Origin of the sequence: Nitrospira sp. (genome assembly GCA_016715825.1) — a bacterium.
Taxonomy (GTDB): Bacteria; Nitrospirota; Nitrospiria; order Nitrospirales; family Nitrospiraceae; genus Nitrospira_D.
In genome coordinates this window covers 1041391-1061709 of sequence record JADJXO010000001.1, presented here as the reverse complement: position 1 = coordinate 1061709, position 20319 = coordinate 1041391, and the positions used below count along the sequence as shown (strand labels likewise).

Annotated in this window: 15 protein-coding genes and 1 pseudogene; 11 read left to right on the top strand and 5 right to left on the bottom strand. The window is 56.5% G+C overall.

The window, feature by feature from the left end; all coding sequences use genetic code 11:
• Positions 1 to 185 precede the first annotated feature (185 nt).
• The 6 genes from IPM58_05110 to IPM58_05085 all read left to right on the top strand — a co-directional run bounded on the left by IPM58_05110 (position 186) and on the right by IPM58_05085 (position 8973).
• Positions 186 to 2966 (top strand): anti-sigma factor antagonist, encoded by a 2781-nt coding sequence (locus IPM58_05110; protein ID MBK9306471.1) that lies wholly within the window; start codon positions 186 to 188, stop codon positions 2964 to 2966.
• A 146-nt stretch (positions 2967 to 3112) separates the two neighbouring features.
• Entirely contained in the window at positions 3113 to 3613 is a 501-nt protein-coding gene (locus IPM58_05105) for an STAS domain-containing protein (GenBank protein ID MBK9306470.1), read from the top strand.
• A 384-nt stretch (positions 3614 to 3997) separates the two neighbouring features.
• Entirely contained in the window at positions 3998 to 4318 is a 321-nt protein-coding gene (locus tag IPM58_05100) for a hypothetical protein (protein ID MBK9306469.1), read from the top strand.
• Positions 4319 to 4665: 347 nt separating this feature from the next.
• Complete coding sequence (locus IPM58_05095; GenBank protein MBK9306468.1) at positions 4666 to 6408, top strand: DEAD/DEAH box helicase; 1743 nt, start codon at positions 4666 to 4668, stop codon at positions 6406 to 6408.
• 141 nt (positions 6409 to 6549) lie between these two features.
• Complete coding sequence (locus tag IPM58_05090; protein MBK9306467.1) at positions 6550 to 8550, top strand: oligopeptide transporter, OPT family; 2001 nt, start codon at positions 6550 to 6552, stop codon at positions 8548 to 8550.
• Between the two features lie 27 nt (positions 8551 to 8577).
• On the top strand, positions 8578 to 8973 hold the full coding sequence (locus tag IPM58_05085) for a hypothetical protein (protein MBK9306466.1): 396 nt from the start codon (positions 8578 to 8580) through the stop codon (positions 8971 to 8973).
• 21 nt (positions 8974 to 8994) lie between these two features.
• Here the strand turns inward: IPM58_05085 and IPM58_05080 are convergent.
• A pseudogene (locus IPM58_05080) lies at positions 8995 to 10163 on the bottom strand (IS3 family transposase).
• Between the two features lie 28 nt (positions 10164 to 10191).
• On the opposite strand from IPM58_05080, the gene IPM58_05075 reads away from it, so the two are divergent.
• Positions 10192 to 11127: a hypothetical protein gene (locus IPM58_05075; GenBank protein ID MBK9306465.1), complete on the top strand. Its 936-nt coding sequence runs from the start codon at positions 10192 to 10194 to the stop codon at positions 11125 to 11127.
• On the opposite strand, the gene IPM58_05070 is transcribed toward IPM58_05075, so the two are convergent.
• Entirely contained in the window at positions 11009 to 12253 is a 1245-nt protein-coding gene (locus IPM58_05070; GenBank protein ID MBK9306464.1) for an IS256 family transposase, read from the bottom strand. The two genes, IPM58_05075 and IPM58_05070, sit on opposite strands and share 119 nt — an antisense overlap.
• A 254-nt stretch (positions 12254 to 12507) precedes the next feature.
• On the opposite strand from IPM58_05070, the gene IPM58_05065 reads away from it, so the two are divergent.
• Positions 12508 to 12822 (top strand): DUF1232 domain-containing protein, encoded by a 315-nt coding sequence (locus IPM58_05065; protein ID MBK9306463.1) that lies wholly within the window; start codon positions 12508 to 12510, stop codon positions 12820 to 12822.
• On the opposite strand, the gene hrpB is transcribed toward IPM58_05065, so the two are convergent.
• On the bottom strand, positions 12819 to 15338 hold the full coding sequence (gene hrpB / locus IPM58_05060) for an ATP-dependent helicase HrpB (GenBank protein MBK9306462.1): 2520 nt from the start codon (positions 15336 to 15338) through the stop codon (positions 12819 to 12821). The two genes, IPM58_05065 and hrpB, sit on opposite strands and share 4 nt — an antisense overlap.
• 93 nt (positions 15339 to 15431) lie before the next feature.
• Between hrpB and IPM58_05055 the strand changes: the two genes are divergently transcribed.
• Positions 15432 to 15629 carry a hypothetical protein gene (locus tag IPM58_05055; protein ID MBK9306461.1) on the top strand — a complete coding sequence of 66 codons (198 nt, stop codon included), beginning with the start codon at positions 15432 to 15434 and terminating at the stop codon, positions 15627 to 15629.
• 12 nt (positions 15630 to 15641) lie between these two features.
• On the opposite strand, the gene IPM58_05050 is transcribed toward IPM58_05055, so the two are convergent.
• Entirely contained in the window at positions 15642 to 16415 is a 774-nt protein-coding gene (locus IPM58_05050; GenBank protein ID MBK9306460.1) for a TerC family protein, read from the bottom strand.
• A 592-nt stretch (positions 16416 to 17007) separates the two neighbouring features.
• Here IPM58_05050 and IPM58_05045 point away from each other — a divergent pair.
• Complete coding sequence (locus IPM58_05045; GenBank protein MBK9306459.1) at positions 17008 to 18030, top strand: sigma-54-dependent Fis family transcriptional regulator; 1023 nt, start codon at positions 17008 to 17010, stop codon at positions 18028 to 18030.
• Positions 18031 to 19000: 970 nt separating this feature from the next.
• Here IPM58_05045 and IPM58_05040 read toward each other — a convergent pair.
• Positions 19001 to 19846 (bottom strand): hypothetical protein, encoded by an 846-nt coding sequence (locus tag IPM58_05040; GenBank protein MBK9306458.1) that lies wholly within the window; start codon positions 19844 to 19846, stop codon positions 19001 to 19003.
• A gap of 214 nt (positions 19847 to 20060) precedes the next feature.
• Between IPM58_05040 and IPM58_05035 the strand changes: the two genes are divergently transcribed.
• A complete protein-coding gene (locus IPM58_05035) occupies positions 20061 to 20315 on the top strand; it encodes a hypothetical protein (GenBank protein MBK9306457.1) in 255 nt (84 codons plus the stop codon).
• Positions 20316 to 20319: the final 4 nt, after the last annotated feature.

Below are 20319 nucleotides of genomic sequence, written 5' to 3'. Positions count from 1 at the left end.
TGTCGGATTGGAACAACTCTTCAGCTGCTTGCAGCTTGCGAGGTGAGGTCTAACATGGTAGGTGATACGCCATTCTTGGTCCGTCATTTCCAACGCTACTTTCCTGATATTTGGCAAGGGCCTGATGTACGTTTCAAAAGGTTGAAGAACGTGATGGTCTGATCGCTCAGATGAGGTGATCTTTCGTGCTAGGGATATGCGATCCAGTGCTGGCGGTCTGTTCGATGTTGCTTGGTGGCGCGGCGGCCTACGTGATCCTCAGCATTGCTGAACGGATGCGGGCCACCGAACAAGGACTCTTCAGGATGCGATGGCTTTCGGTTGGCGCCGTCGCCGGTGGGCTCGAGATCTGGGCGATCCACTTTACCGGTAACCTTGCCTTTTGCCCGCCCATTCCTGCCGCCCAGGACGTTGGCCTTGCTATCATGTCCATCCTCTCCGCCATGGTGGCAGGGGCGCTGGCGGTGTATCTGATCAGCACGCATGACGGGAATCGCCTCACGCTCATGTCCGGTGGTTTGATCATGGGGGCCTGCCTCATGGTCACACACTTCACGAGCCTGATGGCGATCCACCAGGTGGCGGATGTGCAGCACGACTTACCCCTGTTCGTCTTCTCCGTCACGGTGATGGTCGGTTTGGGTATCTTCGTTCTCTTGGTCGGTGGATGGAACATTCAATACGGGGATTGGCGGGTGACGGAGAAGGCCAGTGCCATGGGTGTTGCTCTGTCCGCTTCCCATCTGGCAGGGATGATTCCTTCGTATAGCTTTTCTGGGATCCCGACGGCTGTTGCACCATCGGGAATCGAAGTGCAACTGCTCGCGGTTGTTGCCGTGTCCCTTTCGACCCTTCTGGCCATCATTGATCGGCAGGTGACCAGGGCGTCCAGTATGGCTCGCCGCAGCCATGCGCGGTTGCTCGAAGCGATCGAAAGCGTCCCCCAATGGTTTGCGCTGTTTGATGCGAACGACCGTCTGGTGATTTGCAATGATAAGTATCGTGAAGTGGTGTCTGGAGCGGGAGCTCACGTTCAACCAGGCGACTCGTTCGAGTCGATCATCCGCCGGATTGCGGAGCGTGGTGATGTTCCTGCGGCGATCGGCAATGTCGAGTCCTGGGTGAAACAGCGGCTCGAGATGCACTGGAACCCAGCAGGGCCCTACTTGCAGTACCGCTCGAGCGGCGAGTGGATCCAGATCCATGAACGAAAGACCCACGATGGCGGCATCGTCGCCATCGCCACGGATATCACGGCATTGAAAAATGCTGAACAGGCTGCCGAGGATGCCAAGGCGCGTTTGGCGGATTCGTTAGCGCTGGTAGAAGCCGCAAAAGCCCGGATGCAGGAGGAACTGAATGTCGGCCGGGATATCCAACGGAGCATGCTCCCACGCGTGTTTCCGGCCTTTCCAGATCGGAAGGAGCTGGAGCTGTATGCCGTGCTCGAACCGGCACTGGAAGTCGGGGGTGATCTCTATGACTTCTTCCTGATCGACGATCATCGGCTCTGTTTTGTCGTCGGCGATGTGGCGGGCAACGGAGTTCCTGCCGCACTCTTTATGGCAATGACCAAGATCATGGTGAAGACCAGGGCAGCGTCAGATCCCTCGCCCGCCAGCATTGTCACTCATGTAAATGATGCCTTGAGCGCGGATAACGATTCCTGCATGTTTGTGACGCTGTATTTGGGTATCTTGAATCTTCGTGACGGGACGCTCCTCGCAACGAATGCGGGACATAACCCTCCGTTGCTGAAGCGACGTGACGGACAGTTTGAGTGGCTCACAGCCCAAGATGGGCCGATGGTCGGCCCGATCTCGGGCATCACATTCAAGGAGAGCGTGATCCGATTGGGGCCGGGCGATGAGCTGTTCTTATACACTGATGGCGTGACCGAAGCCGACAACAGGCGACGTGAACTATTCGGCAATAGCCGACTGAAATCGGTGCTTACCGAATCCCGGGCGGTCTCCGTCGTCGATCGCCTTAGTGAGGTCATGAATGCGGTGAGAGGCTTTGCCGGGGAAGCTCCACAGGCGGACGATATCACCATGTTGGGTCTTCGATATCACGGCGTCTCCCCATCCGACGTGGCGGCGAAGATCTTTCATCAAGTGATGCCCAACCAATTGATGGCGATTCCAGACCTACAGACTGCGTTTGAGGAGTATGTCTCGCAATGGGCAGCGGCCAGGCCGCTTATTCCCACTCTGAATATGGCGCTCGATGATCTCCTGAACAATGTCGTGCAGTATGCCTTCCCCAATGATCCGACGGAACATCAGGTTGAAGTCGAAGGGGAAGTGCGTGAAGACTGTGTCGTGCTGACCATCATGGACGACGGCATTCCCTTTAACCCGCTCTCCGTCGCTCCTCCGGACCTGTCGGTGTTGTTACATGAACGTGAGATCGGCGGTCTTGGGATTCATCTGATCCGGTCCATGTTCGACGAGGTGACGTACCATCGCAAGGTCGGACGAAACGTGCTGTCCATAAAGAAAAAGCTGGTGGCTGAGCAGGCTGTCCCAAGTGGGCGTCCGAACATGACCGGAATCAATGCGCTTGGAGCTGAGCGACGTCCGCATGCGGCGCATGAAGATTCCCGGAGAGTCAGTATGGGTGTGGAGATACAGCACAGGGAGACCGTGTGTATCGTCATTCCACGGGACCGCTTCGACACGAACAGCGCTCCGGAGGTGGAGCGGGTGCTGATGGACCAGATTGGGCGAGGCGAACGGCAGATCATTCTCGACCTTTCACAGATTTCGTATATTTCATCAATTGGGCTACGGGTTATTCTCAAAGCCGTAGTTGCGATGATGCAAACGGGTGGAAAGGTGGTGCTGTGCGGAGGAAACGACCATGTTCGGACGGTCCTCCAACTGAGCGGGGCGCTGATGATGAGTCTCCACGCGTCCACCTTGGATGAAGCCTTTTCGAAAGTTCACGAAGGCGTCTTGTGACTCATGCTCTGTTTAGGAGTCTCTGATTCCGGCAGGAGGCAAGCCCTTCATGCCTAGACTATTCTCGGGATGAAAGCGTAGGGCTGTCTTTGCTATGATTCGGCGGGCAGTAGCATGTGCGATGCCTGAGAAACAAGGATTTCTGGTTGCGACGCACAGAGCAGACCTGGGGGGTGGTCGCCTATGTGGCGATGGACTCTCCTCCCGACCGAGTCGCATTCTTCAACGTAGCCGTCTTCAACGTGAAAGGAGCACCAGCAATGGACCAAGGGACTCGACATACATTGACCGTGACCTCGCAGGAGAACAACGGGATCACTATCGTGAGGATGCAGGGCAGCCTTGCTGCCACTACGGCTGATCACGGAAACCAGGAAATGAAAAAACTTGTCGACGCAGGTGCGAGAAAGGTTGTCGTCAATCTGGCAGATGTAGACTATATCAGTAGTGGCGGCATCCGAGTCCTTATTCTGGCGTGCAAGCAGCTCAACAACGTGCAAGGGGAGATGAAGATCGCTGCCGCGAAGGGCATGGTCAAAGAAGCCCTTGAGGCCAGCGGATTTAATCTGCTGAACCGAGTGTATGGCGAAAATGTTCAATTGTGCAACACTGAAGAGGAGGCCGTGACCGCCTTCAAGGCCTCATGAGCGAGGGCTGGACTCGCCCCACGTCGCACAATCAGCTTGATCTCTCACCACCAAGATTCAGGCCGGTATCCGGTCGATGGCCTGACGAGTTATTTTTTGCTCTCTTCTTGTTCTGATCGTTGCGTTCCAGCGTGATGCTGGTGTAACCCGACACCTCTCTCAGGATGTCAAAAGGGTTTTGTATTCGCCTCATTCCGTACAAGACCGTCGGTTTGAACCTTGCGCGTGTTTCATGAAGAAGTTTTCATCTTGTCCTAATCATCCCTTCATCTTGCTGCATTATAAGGTGAGATCAGGATGAGCTCTGACCCTTGGCACCTGTGACGCCGCGGGTATGGTGCTCCGGACAAGGGGGTAGGCACATAGCACAAGGAGGAATTCGCCATGAAAGAAGTCTCCAAAGGACTGGCCATATCCACATCCCTTCTTCCTACATCTTCACGACGGGGAGCACAGCGGTTATCCCCCAAGCATTTGTTGGAGTTGGCGACTAGATTGTTTATCTTTAAAGCCGAGCGATGGAAACGACGCGCACTATTCTATGAGCAGCATCGGGACTACTTTCCTCGACTGTCGACCAGTCGATTCGTGGATCGGTGTCATGAGCTGGAGGTAGCCTATCGTGCGCTTGCACACATAATGTTTCTGCTCCCGGCGCAGGACCAGTTGGTATCGGTTCGGGCGCCGGCTTTACGCAGGTTGTGACGGTAGGGCGTCATGGTTTGATACGCTGACCGCACATGTTCTCATGGGGTCGGCTTCTGATTGTCTCTGGGCGGTCAGGTGAAGACTCACCTGTCCGCCCGTAATTCCAGAGCGATCCCTCCTCAACGCTTCGACTCCTATCTCCAGAGATGTTCGATCTGTTGCCTCCTCACGATCGTCGCTATCCGGTGATCGCGATATCTCGACCGGCTCCAGGGAAGGATGAGTGTCGGTACTCTCTTGCGCTCTCACCTCATTCAACGTAACATCAGCCGCCCGCAAGGCGGTCGCGTTGCCTGCGTGATTTCTGTATGCCCATCTACGGCGGAAAGGTTGTGATATTACTCATGAAGCATGGTCAATCTTCTGATTCCACGACACCGACTGCGACAGGCTTTTCGCCTGGGTTCGCATCATTAGGTCTGGAGGCGTCACTGCTCACGACGTTGGAGGCCCTCGGCTACGAGGAACCGACCCCGATCCAGCGCGAGGCGGTTCCGCCGCTCTTAGCAGGGCGGGATCTCCTTGGGCAGGCCGCCACCGGAACGGGGAAAACAGCAGCGTTCGCCCTGCCGATGCTCCAACGGATCGGGCACGGACCGAGGATGCGCCCATCGGCACTCGTATTGGTGCCCACGCGAGAATTGGCGATCCAAGTCGGTGAAGCCGTACAACGGTATGGCAAAGAGTTGCGGGTGAGTGCGCTGTCTGTCTATGGAGGACAGGCCATCGGTCCTCAGCTCTCGGCGCTCAAACGCGGTGTCGATATTGTCGTGGCCACTCCTGGCCGGGCACTTGATCACATTCGTCGAGGGACATTGAAACTTCAGCACATCCAGATCGTCGTGCTTGACGAAGCGGACGAAATGCTCGATATGGGATTTGCCGACGATCTGGATGCTATTTTGCAACAAACGCCGGACACAAAACAGACCGCCCTCTTCTCCGCGACGATGCCGCAGAGAATTCGTTCGATCGCTCACCGGCATCTCCGCAATCCCGTCGAGATTACGATCGCCAAGGAACCGGTCAAGGCCGGCACGGCTCCTCGTGTCAAGCAGACGGCCTACGTCGTCGTCAGGCCCCACCGCGCGGCTACGCTGGCTCGCGTCATCGATGTGGCTGGTGCGAAGTCGGCGCTCGTGTTCTGTCGGACCAGGTTGGAGGTCGATGAGGTGACCGCCATGCTGGTGGCCCGTGGGCATAAGGCCGAAGCGATCCACGGCGGTATGAGTCAAGGACAGCGTGATCGGGTGATGCAGTCGTTCAAGACCGGGCAAACGGATTTATTGATCGCGACCGACGTGGCCGCCCGCGGGTTGGATATTCCTCACGTGTCCCACGTGATCAACTATGATTTACCGTCTTCCGCCGAGGTCTATGTTCATCGGATTGGTCGGACCGGCCGAGCAGGTCGGGAAGGTGACGCGATCACGATCCTTGACCCTCGTGAACAACGTCTGCTGCGGAGCATTGAGCAGCACACAAAGGCCCGCGTTGTCGTCCTGCCGATTCCCACCGTGAAAGAGCTCCGGCTTAAACAGATCGAGCGTGTGCAAGCTGCGATAGAAGACGTGCTGAAAGAAGACGAATTGGACGTCTTTCGGACGCTCGTCGAACGGGTGGCTATCAAATCTCCGGCAACCGATGTGGCGGCGGCTGCAATCAAACTCCTGGTTCGTGCCCAGGGCGGCGAGCGCTCAGAGAAGGAGATTCCTGCGGCTCCGAGCCGGCCGCCTGATGTCGGACGGCCGATTCGAGATACCGGCCGATCCGGAGGTCGGCCTCAGGGGGGTGTTACCGCAGCGAGGAGCCATCCGGCTGGGCGGATGCGGCGGGGTGGGCGAGAGGCCGGCATGGCACGTGTCTATATTGGGGCGGGACGAGAGGCCGGCATCCGGCCGAGTGATTTAGTGGGTGCGATCGCTAATGAAGCGAAAGTCCGGTCCAGCGTCATCGGCGCCATCGAAATCGAAGAGAGGTTCTCCATTGTGGATGTCCCGGAATCTATGGCTCACATTATCATTGATGTTCTGGGACGCGCTTGGATCAAGGGACGAAAGGTTCCGGTCCGCCTGTTCCGAGATTAGGCCTGTCATGGGGCATGGTCAGATTGTTCCCTCGCTTGTATGGTGACGTGCGTTGAGTCCAGGTTGCGGTGATTTGCGAGCCAGACAGTACGGGTCTATCGTGATACGTGTCCGCTCAGACATGTCTGTTCGATCTTCCTTATGAAGGACGACCAGCCTGTCGTCCCAGCCTCAGCCAGGCTCCCAGAGATTACGGTCAAAGCGGTCGTGCTGTCGGTTGTTCTTGCTGCGCTTCTGGCTGCGGCCAATGCCTATCTGGGATTGTTTGCAGGGATGACGGTGTCGGCTTCTATCCCGGCAGCCGTCGCATCCATGGCAATTTTGCGCCTGTTTCGCCAGTCCAACATCCTCGAAAATAACATCGTGCAAACCGCTGCGTCCTCCGGTGAAGCTCTGGCCGCTGGTGTCATTTTTACGATTCCGGCGCTTCTCCTCGTTGGGTATTGGTCCGACTTCGATTACTGGGAAACGGTGCTCATCGCCACAGTCGGCGGGATCCTTGGGGTGCTGTGTACTATTCCACTGCGGCGCGCACTAATCATCACGGCACGCTTACGTTTTCCGGAAGGGGTGGCGACAGCGGAAGTCTTGAAAGTGGCCGGGTCAGATCAACATAGATCCGGCCATCGAAATTCGATCACGGCGTCTCGTTCCCTATTCGTGTCGGCCCTGCTGGGGGCACTGGTGAAATTCGGGGAGAGCGGCCTGCGCCTGTGGGCGGACTCGCTGGAAGCTGCCGCACAGGTTGGGAGGACCGTATTGTATGGCGGTCTGAACTTATCGCCCGCGTTGCTGGCGGTCGGATTTATCTTGGGAGTGAGAACCGCGTTGGTCGTGGTTCTTGGTGGGGTCATTGGATGGATCTTCTTGGTGCCGGCGTATGGACTTATCCATGGACTGCCATCCGATCGAACAGGAGTGGCGGCAGCCATGACGATATGGAGCGAGCACATCCGGTATGTCGGTATCGGGGCGATGTTGACTGGTGGATTGTGGACCTTGACGAAACTGCGTGAGCCGGTCTGGAATAGTCTTCAAACCCTGCGAGCGAGCTACCGTGCGGTCGGATCAATAGATGCGAACCGGGAACTTGTACGCACGGAGCAGGACGCCTCGATCATGTGGATTGTCGTGCCACTTGGGCTTTCATTGATTCCCATGGCGTGGATCTATTCGCGTGTTGTGGAGAGTTGGTCGGTTGGGTTGATCATGACGCTTGTGATGGGAATCGCCGCGTTTCTCTTTTCGTCGGTCGCGGCCTACATGGCCGGACTGGTGGGAAGTTCCAGCAATCCTGTGTCTGGTGTGACGATTGCCACGATCATGATGGCCTCGCTCTTGCTGCTCGTTTTTCTGGGTCCTGGACATCCCGCTGGACCGGCTGCAACGTTGGTGATCGGCGCGGTCGTCTGTTGCGCTGCCGCTATGGGAGGAGACAACCTGCAGGATCTTAAGACGGGGCATCTGGTCGGAGCGACACCCTGGAAGCAACAGGTTATGCAAGTGGTCGGTGTCATGACCGGAGCGCTGGTGATCGTGCCGGTTCTCTCTCTACTCCAGGCCCAATATGGGATCGGTCCACCCACGAGTGAGCACCCCTATCCGCTCGCTGCCCCACAGGCGACACTCATGGCTAATCTCACGCGAGGGGTGTTCGGCGGTGGTCTGCCATGGTCGCTTGTGGGGCTGGGGATGGCGATCGGTGCGCTGGTGATTATGGGAGATCGTCGGCAAGAACGTCGTGGCAGCGCGTTTCGGTTTCCGGTCCTGGCTGTCGCACTCGGGATCTATTTGCCGCTGAAGCTCTCTGTAGCAATTTTTCTTGGCGGGGTACTGGCGGCCTTGGCGAGCAGGAAGGAACTGGGTGGTACGCGTGAGCCGTCACAACGAGGGTTGCTCTTTTCCGCCGGACTCATTACCGGTGAAGCCTTGATGGGCATCATGCTGGCCATGCCGATTGCACTCTCAGGGCTTTGGCCCGATCTTGCTTCTGATCCCGTTATAGTGTTTGCAGCACCTCCACTGGGTGGTTGGCCAGGTTTGGTCGTGATGATGCTGGTCGCGTGGCTTCTGTATCGGCAGGCCGTTGGGTCCCAGGATCATCGGCGCAATCGCCATCGCACTCCTACATCACGCTCATGATCGTAGTCGGAGGAATGAGGACTGGCGATGGATGATCGATCTTCAGGTTCCCTGGGGTTCATGACGGCCATCTATGAAGTCGATGGACCTGAACCAAGAGCGCGCGCCACGGCGGAGCGGATTTGCGTTGACCAGACGATTGAGGCCGAGAAGGATCTCCTGCCGTCGTTGCTCCAATCCTCGATCCTCGGGCACCTCGATGGACTGCGCCCGATTTCAGGCGGACGGTATGAAGCGACGATCAGATATCACGGTGAGCTCATCGGCGCTGATTGCAGCGATCTGTTGAACATCTTGTACGGGACCAGCAGTCTTCGCGGCGATGTAAAGGTGTTGTCGTTCACGATGACCAACGAACGACTCTCTTTCTGGTGTGGACCGCGCTTTGGGATAGACGGACTGAGTGACCTCGGTTGTCAATAGTGGACGCCATGAATGACAGCCTCACACCGCCGGTTGTTGACGGGCCCACTGCTGGGCAAACGCCACTGGCGAGCGATTCCCGAGGCGTGAGTGCCGCCGCTGTCGGTTATAGAAGATCTCGATGTACTCCGCGATCTCGCGCCGTGCTTGCTCACGGGTCTCGTAGCGCCGGTGATGCACCAGTTCGTTCTTCAGCGTGCCCCAAAAAACTTTCCATCGGAGCATTATCGTAGCAGTTGCCTCGCCGACTCATGGACGCGGTCATACCACATTGGCGGACCTGATCTTGATAGGCCTGGGCACAATACGGTGAGCCACGATCGGAGTGGTGGATCGGTCCTGGGTGTGGGCGCTTTGCCCATACCGCCGCGCCCAGCGCCTGGCTCACCACTCCGTCGTCATCCGAGCCCCATCGCATGTCCGACGACCTCGCAGGTGAACAAATCCTTGATGCCCGCGAGATACAGCCAGCCTTCCGCGGTCGGCACGTACGTGATGTCGGTCACCCAGGTCTCGTTCGGTCGTGTGGCGGCAACGGTCTGCGCCAATACGTTGTCCGCGACCGGCCGCGCATGCGTCGAATCCGTGGTCGTCGTGAACCGGCGGACCTGGGTACAGCGCAGGCCCAGTTTCTTCCGCAGTCGCTTGATGCGGCCGATCCCAGCGGGGAACCCGTCGGCATGCAATTCGGCTTGAAGCCGTTCCGGGCCGTACGTCTGACGGGTGCGCACATGGGCGGCTTGGATCGCCACTTCCAGCCGCGCATTCTCCTGATCGCGTTTCGACGGCCGCCGATACTGCCAGGCATAGTAGCCGCTTCGAGACACCTCCAGCACCCGGCACAACAGACTCAGCGGATAGTGGGCACGCAGCGTCCTCATCAGCGCGTACCGGGCAGCTGCGCCTTCGCAAAGTACGCGGTGGCTTTTTTAAGATGTCGCGCTCCATCCGTGCTTCCGCAAGATCACGTTTGAGCCGGGCTCTGCTTCTAGCTCCGTCACGGGCCGTCGGCTCGCGCCCACTGTCGCAAGCTGGCCGTGCCGAGCTCGCCCGACCCAGTTCTTGAGCGTTTTGCCCGACATGCTCAGGCGCCTGGCTGCCTCCGGAATCGTCACCTGCTGTTCCAGGACTAGCCGCACGGCCTGCTCTCGGAACTCCTTCGTATACTGCTGCCGCGGTATCTGTTCCATCTCACACCTCCAGACCTCTGATTGTAGGTTGAAGGCGTCCACTTTTTCGAGCCTAGCTCAGAGAGAAGCCGTTGGGGTATTTGGACGTCCGCTGCTCTGCGGGGTCCTCAAGCCGCTCGGTCGCTCTCCCCAAGCGCTTGCTCAATTGGCAGCTCAATTTGTCGAAGGCGGTGTCGATATGATCAAGGAGGACCAGGGGTTGGTGGATCAACGCTGGGCTCCATTTGAGGAGCGAGTCGCCCGCTGTGCCGACGCGATCGGACAAGCCAGTCGGCGTCGGGGGAGACCTTGCCTTTATTTTGCGCACGTCAGCGGTGCATGGGATGTGATACGGCGGCGGGCCACCTATGCGAAAACTGTCGGGGCCACCGGACTCTTACTCGCGCCAGGGTTGACGGGGTTTGATTCTCTACGCACGTTATGTGCGGACGATGCGCTCATGCTGCCCGTGGCATGCCATCCAGCGTTCCTCGGTGCAGCCGTCGGCGATTGTCGGAGCGGTCCAGCACCTGCTGCACTATACGGACTGCTCCCTCGATTGGCAGGGGCAGACATCACCATCTATCCGGCCTTTGGTTCTGACTACCCAATGTCAGAACCGGAGTGTCTATCGGTTGCGGCCAGCTGTCGGCGGTCGTGGGGGCACCTCAGATCAACAATGCCGGCCGTTGGAGGGCGAATCGGGGCAGAGCGACTCACTGAGCTGGGTACCGTGTTGGGTTGTGAGACGATCTTTGTGTTAGGGAGTCGACTCCAGAAAGAGCCGGATGGGATGGCTCAAGGAGATATTGTCAAGAGTTGTGTTTCGCATGAGCATCGGTTGAGCGCTCCTTCGAGACATTTCTTCACGCGGCGACGTCCTCGATTTCGCCATCGACAAACTTTGCACCTTCGATCACCTTTGCGAGTAAGCGATGGCCGTTCAATCGCCGCCACCGCTTCTGGGCCTCGAGCCCGAGCTTGAAGACCATCGCCATCGTCGCCTTCCTCGAGCCACAGCCCTTGGTTTGGCGTGTCCGATGGCGCACGGTCGCGAACGTCGACTCGATGGGGTTGGTCGTTCGAAGGTGGATCCAATGCTCGGCGGGGAAGTTGTAAAACGTAAACAGCACGTCCTCGTCCTTGGTGAGGCATTCGACAGCCTTGGGATGCTTGGCCGAGTATCGCTTCTTGAATTCCTCGGATGCTTCCTTGGCGGCGTCGAGGGTCGGAGCCATGTACATCTCGTGGATGAGTTGCTTTGCATCGGGCTGGATGCTTTTCGGCATCTTGTCCAACATGTTGGCCGTCTTGTGGACCCAGCATCGCTGTTCTTCAGTTTCGGGGAACTCCTCCTCGAGCGCAGCCCAGAAGCCCAACGCGCCGTCGCCGGTGGCGAGCTTGGGACCTTCGGTGAGCCCCCGACGTTTCAGTTCACGTAGCACCGTTTGCCAGGACACCTTGCTCTCCCGCTCTCCGTCCCAGACTGCCAGCAGCTCCTTGGTGCCGTCTTCCGTGGCTCCCATAAGCACCAAGATACAGGGACGGTCCTTGTCGAGCCGGACGTTGACGTACAACCCGTCTGCCCACCAGTACACGTAGCGCTTGCCGCTCAGATCCCGCTTCGACCAGGTCTCGAACTCCTTCTCCCAGCCCTCCTTGAGGCGCACGATGTTCGTGGCGCTCAAGCCAGCGACGTTGGGTCCGAGGATCGCGGTGAGCGCCTCGGAGAAGTCCCCGGTGGAGATCCCCTTGAGGTACAGCACTGGGATGAGCGCGTCGACGCTCGGCAACCGCCGTAGAAATGGCGGGAGGATTTTGCTGGTGAACGTCTGATGGCCACTGCGGTCTCGCACTCGCGGCTGCTTCACCGCGAGCGATCCAACCCCGCTGACGAGCTCGCGTTCGGGCAGGTAGCCGTTGCGCACGACCACTCGCCGCCCCTCGGTGTCGACGACGTTGCCAAACTGCGCAATAAAATCATCCGCCTCCGACACCAGGGCTGCCTGGAGCATGCGTCGCGCACCCTCGCGGGCGATCTCATCGAGCACCGACCTCGGAGTCTGGGGGACCTCTCGACTCGGCCACTGAACTACGGTGTCCCTCTTCATGAGCGTATCCTTCCTGCCTCCTCGGAGGCGGTTTTCGGTTTTAGCAACCGAAAGATACGCTCAACTTTCAGCTCGATGCCAAACACAACTTGGGATCATATCTCTGGCTCAAGCCATACAGGCACTACAGCGAGTGTTGGCGAACTCGTTCAGGTAACGCCTGCTTCCTCAGTCGGGAAGTATTTGGTATTCTGTCTCTCGTCTTTGTTGAGCCTGTTCCTATAGATAGCGGGAACGCCATGAGGGAGGTCGAGATGAGCGTCTCTACGAGATTCTTCGAGGTTCTTCGGATGATCAGCCGTCTCTGGTCCGACCTTCCGTTGCTCGGTCGGCTACTGAAAGCTTGGAAGAGGGGGAGCTACAGGGGCCTCTCTGTGCGCACGATCGTGTCTCTCGCTGCGGCACTGCTCTACATCATCAGTCCGATGGATTTGCTGCCGGACTTCATTCCGGGAATCGGACTGCTCGACGATGCCGCAGTGTTGGGACTGTTGCTCCATAGCATCGCCCAGGATCTCGCTGCCTTTCGTGTATGGGAGCAGCATGACGAGAGGAGATCGTCAGTTTAGCTTCGCCGTTTCGGCTTTGCCGTTGGGGCGGAGTGGAGTGGATCTTCCGGCCAGTGGTGTTTTGGGTAGCGACCGCGTAGCTCTTTCCTGACTTCATGGTAGGCCCGCTTCCAGAACCCGGCTAAGTCCTGCGTGACCTGCACCGGCCGTCCGGCCGGAGAGAGTAGATGCAATATCACGGGAATTGTTCCGCTCGCGACCCGCGGGGTCTCTTGACAGCCGAACATTTCTTGTAGGCGCACCGCCAGCACTGGAGTTTCACCCTGTTCGTAATCGATCCGGAGGCGAGATCCGCTTGGAACGACGAGGTGAGTCGGCGCGAGTTGATCGAGACGTCGCTGTTGTTCGTAGGTGAGAAGAGCGTGGAGCGGCCGGGTCAGATTCAGTCGCTTCACCCGATTGAGCGAGATAATGCCGGTTAGATAGGGACCGAGCCACGTATCCAATGTCCTCAGGAGCGCTTCGTTTGACAGATCGGGCCAATCCGAGTGGGAATCCGTTGCTTGTCGGACCCATGTCACCCGAGCTTGCCACTCCTGAAGCTCCCTGGTAAACGGTAAGCATGCAAACCCTGCGTGACGAATACCGTGCAACAGGGCCTCCATCACGTGGCCTTCGTTCGGTTGAGGAATGGCTTCGTTCTTGATCACCACCGAACCAAGCGTATGTCGGCGGGACGCCCGAACGGCACCATCGGTCTCATCCCACGTTACTGATTCTTCCACAACGAGTTGGTCGTGATAGAGTGATTCAATGTCTTCTCTCGTAATCGGAGTCGCAAGATGAATTCTTGCCCATGGTGTCCCTCCATCGAGGTCGGCGATAACCAAGAAGGGTTCTCCATCCATCGTGCTCGGTCCGGTGAACCGTGCGCCGCGTCCATTGACGAGCCGATAGCGTGAGTCCTCACCGGTCTGCCGCTGTGCAATCCGATCAGGGTAGGCCAGTGCAAGTAAGACCCCGACCCTCTGTGAAGGGTCGTGACGGTCGTTGCTCCTCGCATCGCATTGTGCACCGAGTTGGCGGCGCCAGAGGTGTGCGGTCCGCTTCACCTGTTCGATTGTGGCTCGATTCGGTACGAGTCCGACAGAGTCGTATTCTCCATGAAGAAGATCCACTCTAACGCGGAGATCTGAATTCTGGAGATCGCGCGTCCTCTGCAGAACGTCTCGCTCGCTCAACAAGGCTGCTACCTCGCACGCGGAATCGGCTAGCCCCAGTGATTTGGATTGGATCAGCATGTGCGATAGACGGGGATGGAGAGGCAGCATGGCCATGTCGCGACCATGTTCAGTCAATCGTCCATCAGTGGAAAAGGCTCCGAGTCTGGTGAGCAACTCCTTGGATTGGCTGACTCCTCCTTGAGGTGGTGGAGTAAGCCAGGATAATTCTTCCGGATTCTGCGTGCCCCACTGGGCAAGATCAAGCATCAGTGGTGCCAGGTCTGCGTCCAAGATCTCCGGCGGACGATGGGCGGCGAGCCCGGCCTGTTCCTTCTCGGTCCACAGCCGATAACAGATACCTGGTTCGAGACGTCCCGCTCGGCCACGACGCTGATCCGCTGCATCGTGGGTGACTCGGATGGTCTCCAATCGAGTAAGACCGGAGCGTGGATCGAACCGGGGAAGGCGTAGCCACCCTGAATCAATCACTACGCGTATGCCGTCGATCGTCACACTGGTTTCGGCGATTGATGTGGCAAGTACGACTTTCCGTAATCCAAGAGCAGCTGGTCGAATGGCCGCGTCTTGCATCGCTTGAGGGAGTTCCCCGTGCAGCGGCGCAACATGTATGGACGATCCGAGTTCAGCATCCAATAACATCCGTTCGACTCGGCGGATGGTTGCCAGGCCCGGCAGGAAGACCAACAGACTTCCTTGGTCCCGCGCAAGAGCACGCTTGATCGCTTGGGTAACGGTGTGGTCGAGAGGGCTGGTCATCGACTGCTCAAGGTACCGGGTTTCCACTGGAAACATTCGACCTTCGCACGTGATGATCGGGGCCTGGCCCAAGAGATCGCTGACTGGCTCACAGTCCAACGTCGCGGACATGACGAGCAGGCGAAGATCAGGACGAAACAGCCGCTGTGTCTCAAGGCACAAGGTGAGCCCCATATCGGCCTGCAAGCTGCGTTCGTGGAATTCGTCAAACAGCACGATGCCATAGGCCTCAAGCGAAGGGTCCTGATGAAGCATCCTTGTAAGGATCCCCTCCGTCACAACCTCAATCCTCGTCGTTGGTCCGACCTTGGTCTCGAGCCTCATCCGGTAGCCGACAGTCTCTCCGACGCGCTCATTCAGTTCCTCCGCCATACGAGATGCGGCGGCTCGCGCGGCAAGCCGCCTGGGTTCTAGCAATAAGATCTTCCGATCCGATAGCCATGATTCTCCTAGGAGTGCCAGCGGGACTCGGGTCGTTTTCCCAGCTCCTGGTGCAGCCGTGAGGATGGAATTTGCACAGGCATGAAGGGTTTGTCGGATTGACGGCAGGATCTCGTCTATTGGAAGTGGACGCATGACGTGATAGGGTCGGAAATAGGTTGATCAGACTGTATCAAAAAGTAGTGGCGCGAAGGAATGCTGAAGGACCACGGTACGAGGAGAGAAACGATGTCGATCTATCGGTGGACTCTAGAGATCCCGAGTCGGTCAGGGTGGTACTGGTTCCGCGGAGAAGCGGGCGAAACGGAGCCCTTTATCGTGCTCGTTGATGAGGCAGGACAATTCCAATGGCCGGATGGGGGATTCCAAGAAGTGTCGCTGGCGCATGGCGAATGGGCTGGTCCGATTGAGGAGCCGGACGTATAGGAGGTCCATCGGTCAATGTTCTTGTGCCGTACAGTCCGGCTTGCGTGCTGAGTATCGGTTATACAGTTTGCGAGGTGGGATCGCACGTCGACGAATCCGCAGGTTTATCATCTCCACAGCTACCGAAAAGGCCATCGCAAAATAGATATATCCCTTCGGCACGTGCACATCGAAGCCCTCGACCATGAGGGTGACTCCGACCAGAATCAAAAATGAGAGTGCAAGGATCTTGATCGTCGGATGGGTGTCGACGAATTCGCCGATGGCGCGAGCTGCGAACAGCATCACGAGTACGGCGGTGATAATTGCAGTCGCCATCACGGAAATATCATCGACGAGTCCGACAGCCGTGATGACAGAATCCAAGGAAAACACGATATCCAGCAGGGCAATCTGAATCAGCATCATGCCGAAACTCGTCGAGGCTATGGAAGACTTTTGCTCCTCTGTTCCTTCCAAGCTCTCATGGATTTCGTGCGTCGCCTTGGCAAGGAGGAAGAGCCCACCTCCGATGAGGATGAGATCTCGTCCCGATAGAGCGTGATTCAGCACGGTGAAGAGCGGAGCCGTCAGGCCCATCATGAGTGAAATCGAAAAGAGCAGCCCCAGCCGTGCAATCATTGCGAGGCCTAATCCCAGTCGACGTGCCAGATTCCGCTGATGTTCAGGAAGACGTCCGACGAGGACCGAAATGAAAATAATATTATCGATACCCAGGACGATCTCCAAGGCCGTGAGGGTGGCGAGGGCCATCCACATTTCTGAGTTGGTCAACCAGTCGAACATGTGATTCTCCAATGTGTGTCCAAATGAGTGCGATAGAGAACTCCGCGTTGGCTAGAGTTCTGTGTTTTCGTGCATAGGTCGATTGTTCAGGATGGTGAGTTCATAGGTGGTGCTTGTAGTTGGATGGCACCGTTGCTACGTGATCGACTGGGTGCTGAGGAGTCTACCAGGCCTCATACTCGTACCGAAACGCCTGATCTTGAACTCAATACAAGCTGGCTCAGGATGAGCAGACGTAACGACCAAAGCAGAATAATACCATGAACGCTAGCGGGCAGTGCTATTCGGCACTACCCATTCGTATGAATGCTTTGGCCTTCTCTCTAGGTCGACGAATAGCCTCCGTGTAAGATCACGACCAAAGAGAAAAGACATCCTACGTACTAGTATAATATGCCAGGTATTTAGACTAGAGCCATAGAGCTGGAATATGGTACATTCTAGGGCCGTATGGAGTGGGTGAAGGGAAGCGCGTAAGAACTATCGGTTGTCCACCGACATATTAGGTTCCATGACCGGATCTGGCTCATGGCGATCTGCCGGTGATGCGTATGATCCGTGAGTGCAGGCATTTCTTCTTGAGGAGGTATTCGTGGAAGTCTTAGGTGAAATGGTAGGCGCGAGTCCGGCCATCTGTGAGGTGTTTAACCTGATTCGTAAAGTCGCGACAACGGACATGCCGGTGCTGTTGACCGGAGAAACCGGTACCGGCAAGGAGTTGACTGCTCAGGCCATCCATGTGCGTAGTTTTCGGAAGGAGGGGCCATTTATCTCGCTCAATTGTGAGGCTATTCCAGAAACTCTTTTGGAATCTGAGCTGTTTGGTCATGAGCGAGGGGCCGGTGTCGATGCCGTGAATCAAAAGAAGGGCAAGCTGGAAGCGGCCGCTGGAGGCACGGTATTCCTCGATGAAGTCGGTAATCTGTTGCCTTCTTTACAAGTGAAATTGCTCAAGTTTTTGCAGGACGGTACGTGTCAACGAGTCGGCGGCCAAGAAACCTTACGGGTGGATGCACGGGTGATCGCAGCGACAAATATCAATTTGAAAGCCTCCATTGGCCAGGGGACCTTTCGGGAGGATCTCTACTATCGGTTGGGTGCCTTGCATCTCCACCTCCCGCCGCTGAGAGAGCGAGACGAGGATACGTTGTTCATGGCGATGGGCTTCCTGAGACGCGCGGCCGCGGATTCGCACAAACTCATCTCAGGTTTCACCTCGGAAGCCGTTGACGCTATGCGCGCCCACCCTTGGCCTGGGAATGTGCGGGAACTGAACAATCGCGTTCGGCGGGCTGTTGTCATGGCAGAAGGACATGAGATTACATCACGGGACCTCGACCTCGTCAAAGAAGTGCACCCCACGTCCGACTCACTTCATTCGTTGAGAGCGGCGCACCGTAGGATTGAAATAGAATTGCTCGTGCGCGCGATCAACCTGCATCGTGGAAACTTATCCAGGATAGCTCGTGATCTTGAAGTGAGTCGCTCAACGCTGTACCGCAAGTTGCGGGCGTATGGGCTAGAAAAGTCAGTCCCCTCCAATACATCTCTCCGGGCTTCTGACAGAGCCACGCGCAGGGATACCACGAGATCATCCGCCGTCGAGCATCTTTAGCCGCATAAATAGACTGTCTCACTGTAAAACAGATTTAGTAATTGGTATGGTCTCAACATATAGATATCGTTAATCGGTCAATCTCTACGGAATGTGTGAATTGGAGAAACGAATTGACAAGCTCCTGCCCTGTTGATGTGACGCCGTTGCAATCTGTTCAATATCGAAACATGCTCAGCTACGCGATTCACGGTAAGCGTCTAGGAACAAACATCTCTCCGAGTAGAATGATGCCATCCGTCCAGTTTCCTCTTTGAACATCACAAGAACATGGCAACTGTGAAGTAGGAAGAAGGTTCTATTCAGGTTCTATTGTGGTACAGATGCCACACGATCATGGCTTTCGTGCAACAATGGTTTTGATTAGGGCATTCCAAACCATTACCAAACAACAATAAAATTATTAGGCACCTCGATTGCTTGTCAAATGACACAACCATGCGGAGCTAGCGTTCTGTGAATTTAGTAGATAACCGACAATTCCGTGGATGGCTCGTTCCCGCTACTGCGAGTGATTCAACGAAAGGAAGCTCGCAAGCGAGTCACATTGTCCTCGATGCAGGTGGGGTGTGGTCGATGGAGAAGGTCGGGTCGAAACCGATCAGGAGTGCCACCAGCCAGAGAGCCTACGAGCCGACGCTCCAGACTCTGGGTATTCGCACATCTGTTCAAGAGGGAGTCGATGGCGGATCTCTACCGCCTGTGTGGTGGTTTGAGCACTTCGACACCTGTTGGGCGCCATTAAGAAAATGGCTTGGCCAGAAAAGGGCTCTTACCTTGAAGGAGTTTCAGCTGATTACGAATCACGTGTCGGGCCTCACAAGCGTTGAAAAAACCATGGCGGTTTCGGCATTTATAACCTACAAGAACATGCAGTGCTGATTCCTACCATGACAGGGGTATCCTATTTCTTTCCATCTCCGGGTAGTATCACTTCATCATAGAAATATGACGACCGGCGTGCCAACTCTTAGGGCTGTGTGACCGCGTCGCTGTCGGTGCCGTCGTAGTATTGGATCGTACGTTCCTCAACAATCGGAATCGTGAAAGCTCTGACTGGTTGGGAGGAGGATTGTTCGGTCGTCTCTTCTTTGATCCAGTTGCCCAACGAATCGTATTCGTAGGTCGTGATCCAAGTACGGGGTTGTGGAAGACCAAATGTGTGGGTGGTCGATCGAATGCGTTTGCCGCCCTCGTCGTAGTCGTTGAGGACTCGACCGATGAGGGTGCCCTGCCCATCGTAACTCATAAGTTCCTGGAGTCGTCCCAGCACGTCATATCGGTGGTTCAATTCATTGAGCAATTCTCCCTTGCGGTAGTACGCCGAATAAATGCGATGACCCTGTATGTCGAAGAGACTTTTATGCCCAGTCGTACTGCTCACCGATAACTGTTCCCAGAGATGACCTCGTTGGTCATAGCGCGAGAACTCGGCATGCTGAAAGCGGCCGTCATCGGATGCCGTGACCGACGCCGTGTCTCGTCCTTCCGGGTCTCTCGCGTACATGACATGTTTTCGATAGATGATTCGTCCACTCTGGTCAAAGGCGAGCTCTTCTTGTAGGTGACCATCCTGGTTGTACTGATACACGGAATGCGTTGCCGTATTGGCGTGGGTGAGGTCGAGCACGGCCTCGATGAGATGGCCTGCACGATCATAGGTTTCAACGGTAGAATATCCGTGTTTTTTGACCGTGACACTACGAACAGGCCCGATCAACTCATTGCGAACTCTGGTTGTTTCGGTGAAACCTACCGTATCCCAAGGGTTCAGGGGAACAGTGACCAGGACGACTAAGACCAATCGGAGAAACATACCCACCTCTTGGTGAGATTCTACGACTACAATCTAAAAAGATGAAGCAAGAGTGGAATTTGTTACCACCAATCATGCTGTTATCAGAAACCCTTCCACCATCTCCGTCTGGCACAATTCATAGTTTCTCTTCGGTGGTTGATCTCGCAGTGATAGACTTGATCCACCCATGCGTTCCACCTCGATGCAGTCTAATGTATCCACAGCCTCCGTTATGTGCACGATACTCCCACCGGCCGCGATCTCGGCTTTGTGGCGTGGTCAGGTTGTTGAGGCCATTACGCTGGTTGGTGTGGAGCAGAACATCGGATTGAAAGAAGCCAAAGAGCACGTCGAAGCCTATGTGCACACACAACCGGTTCTTAGAAGCCGACTTGTCGAGGCTCATGCGGATACACAAGAAGGATTGTTTCGGTGGGTGATCTTCTTTCTTGTTGGTGGTGCCGGGTTATTGTTCTTCTTAGTCTAGCCGT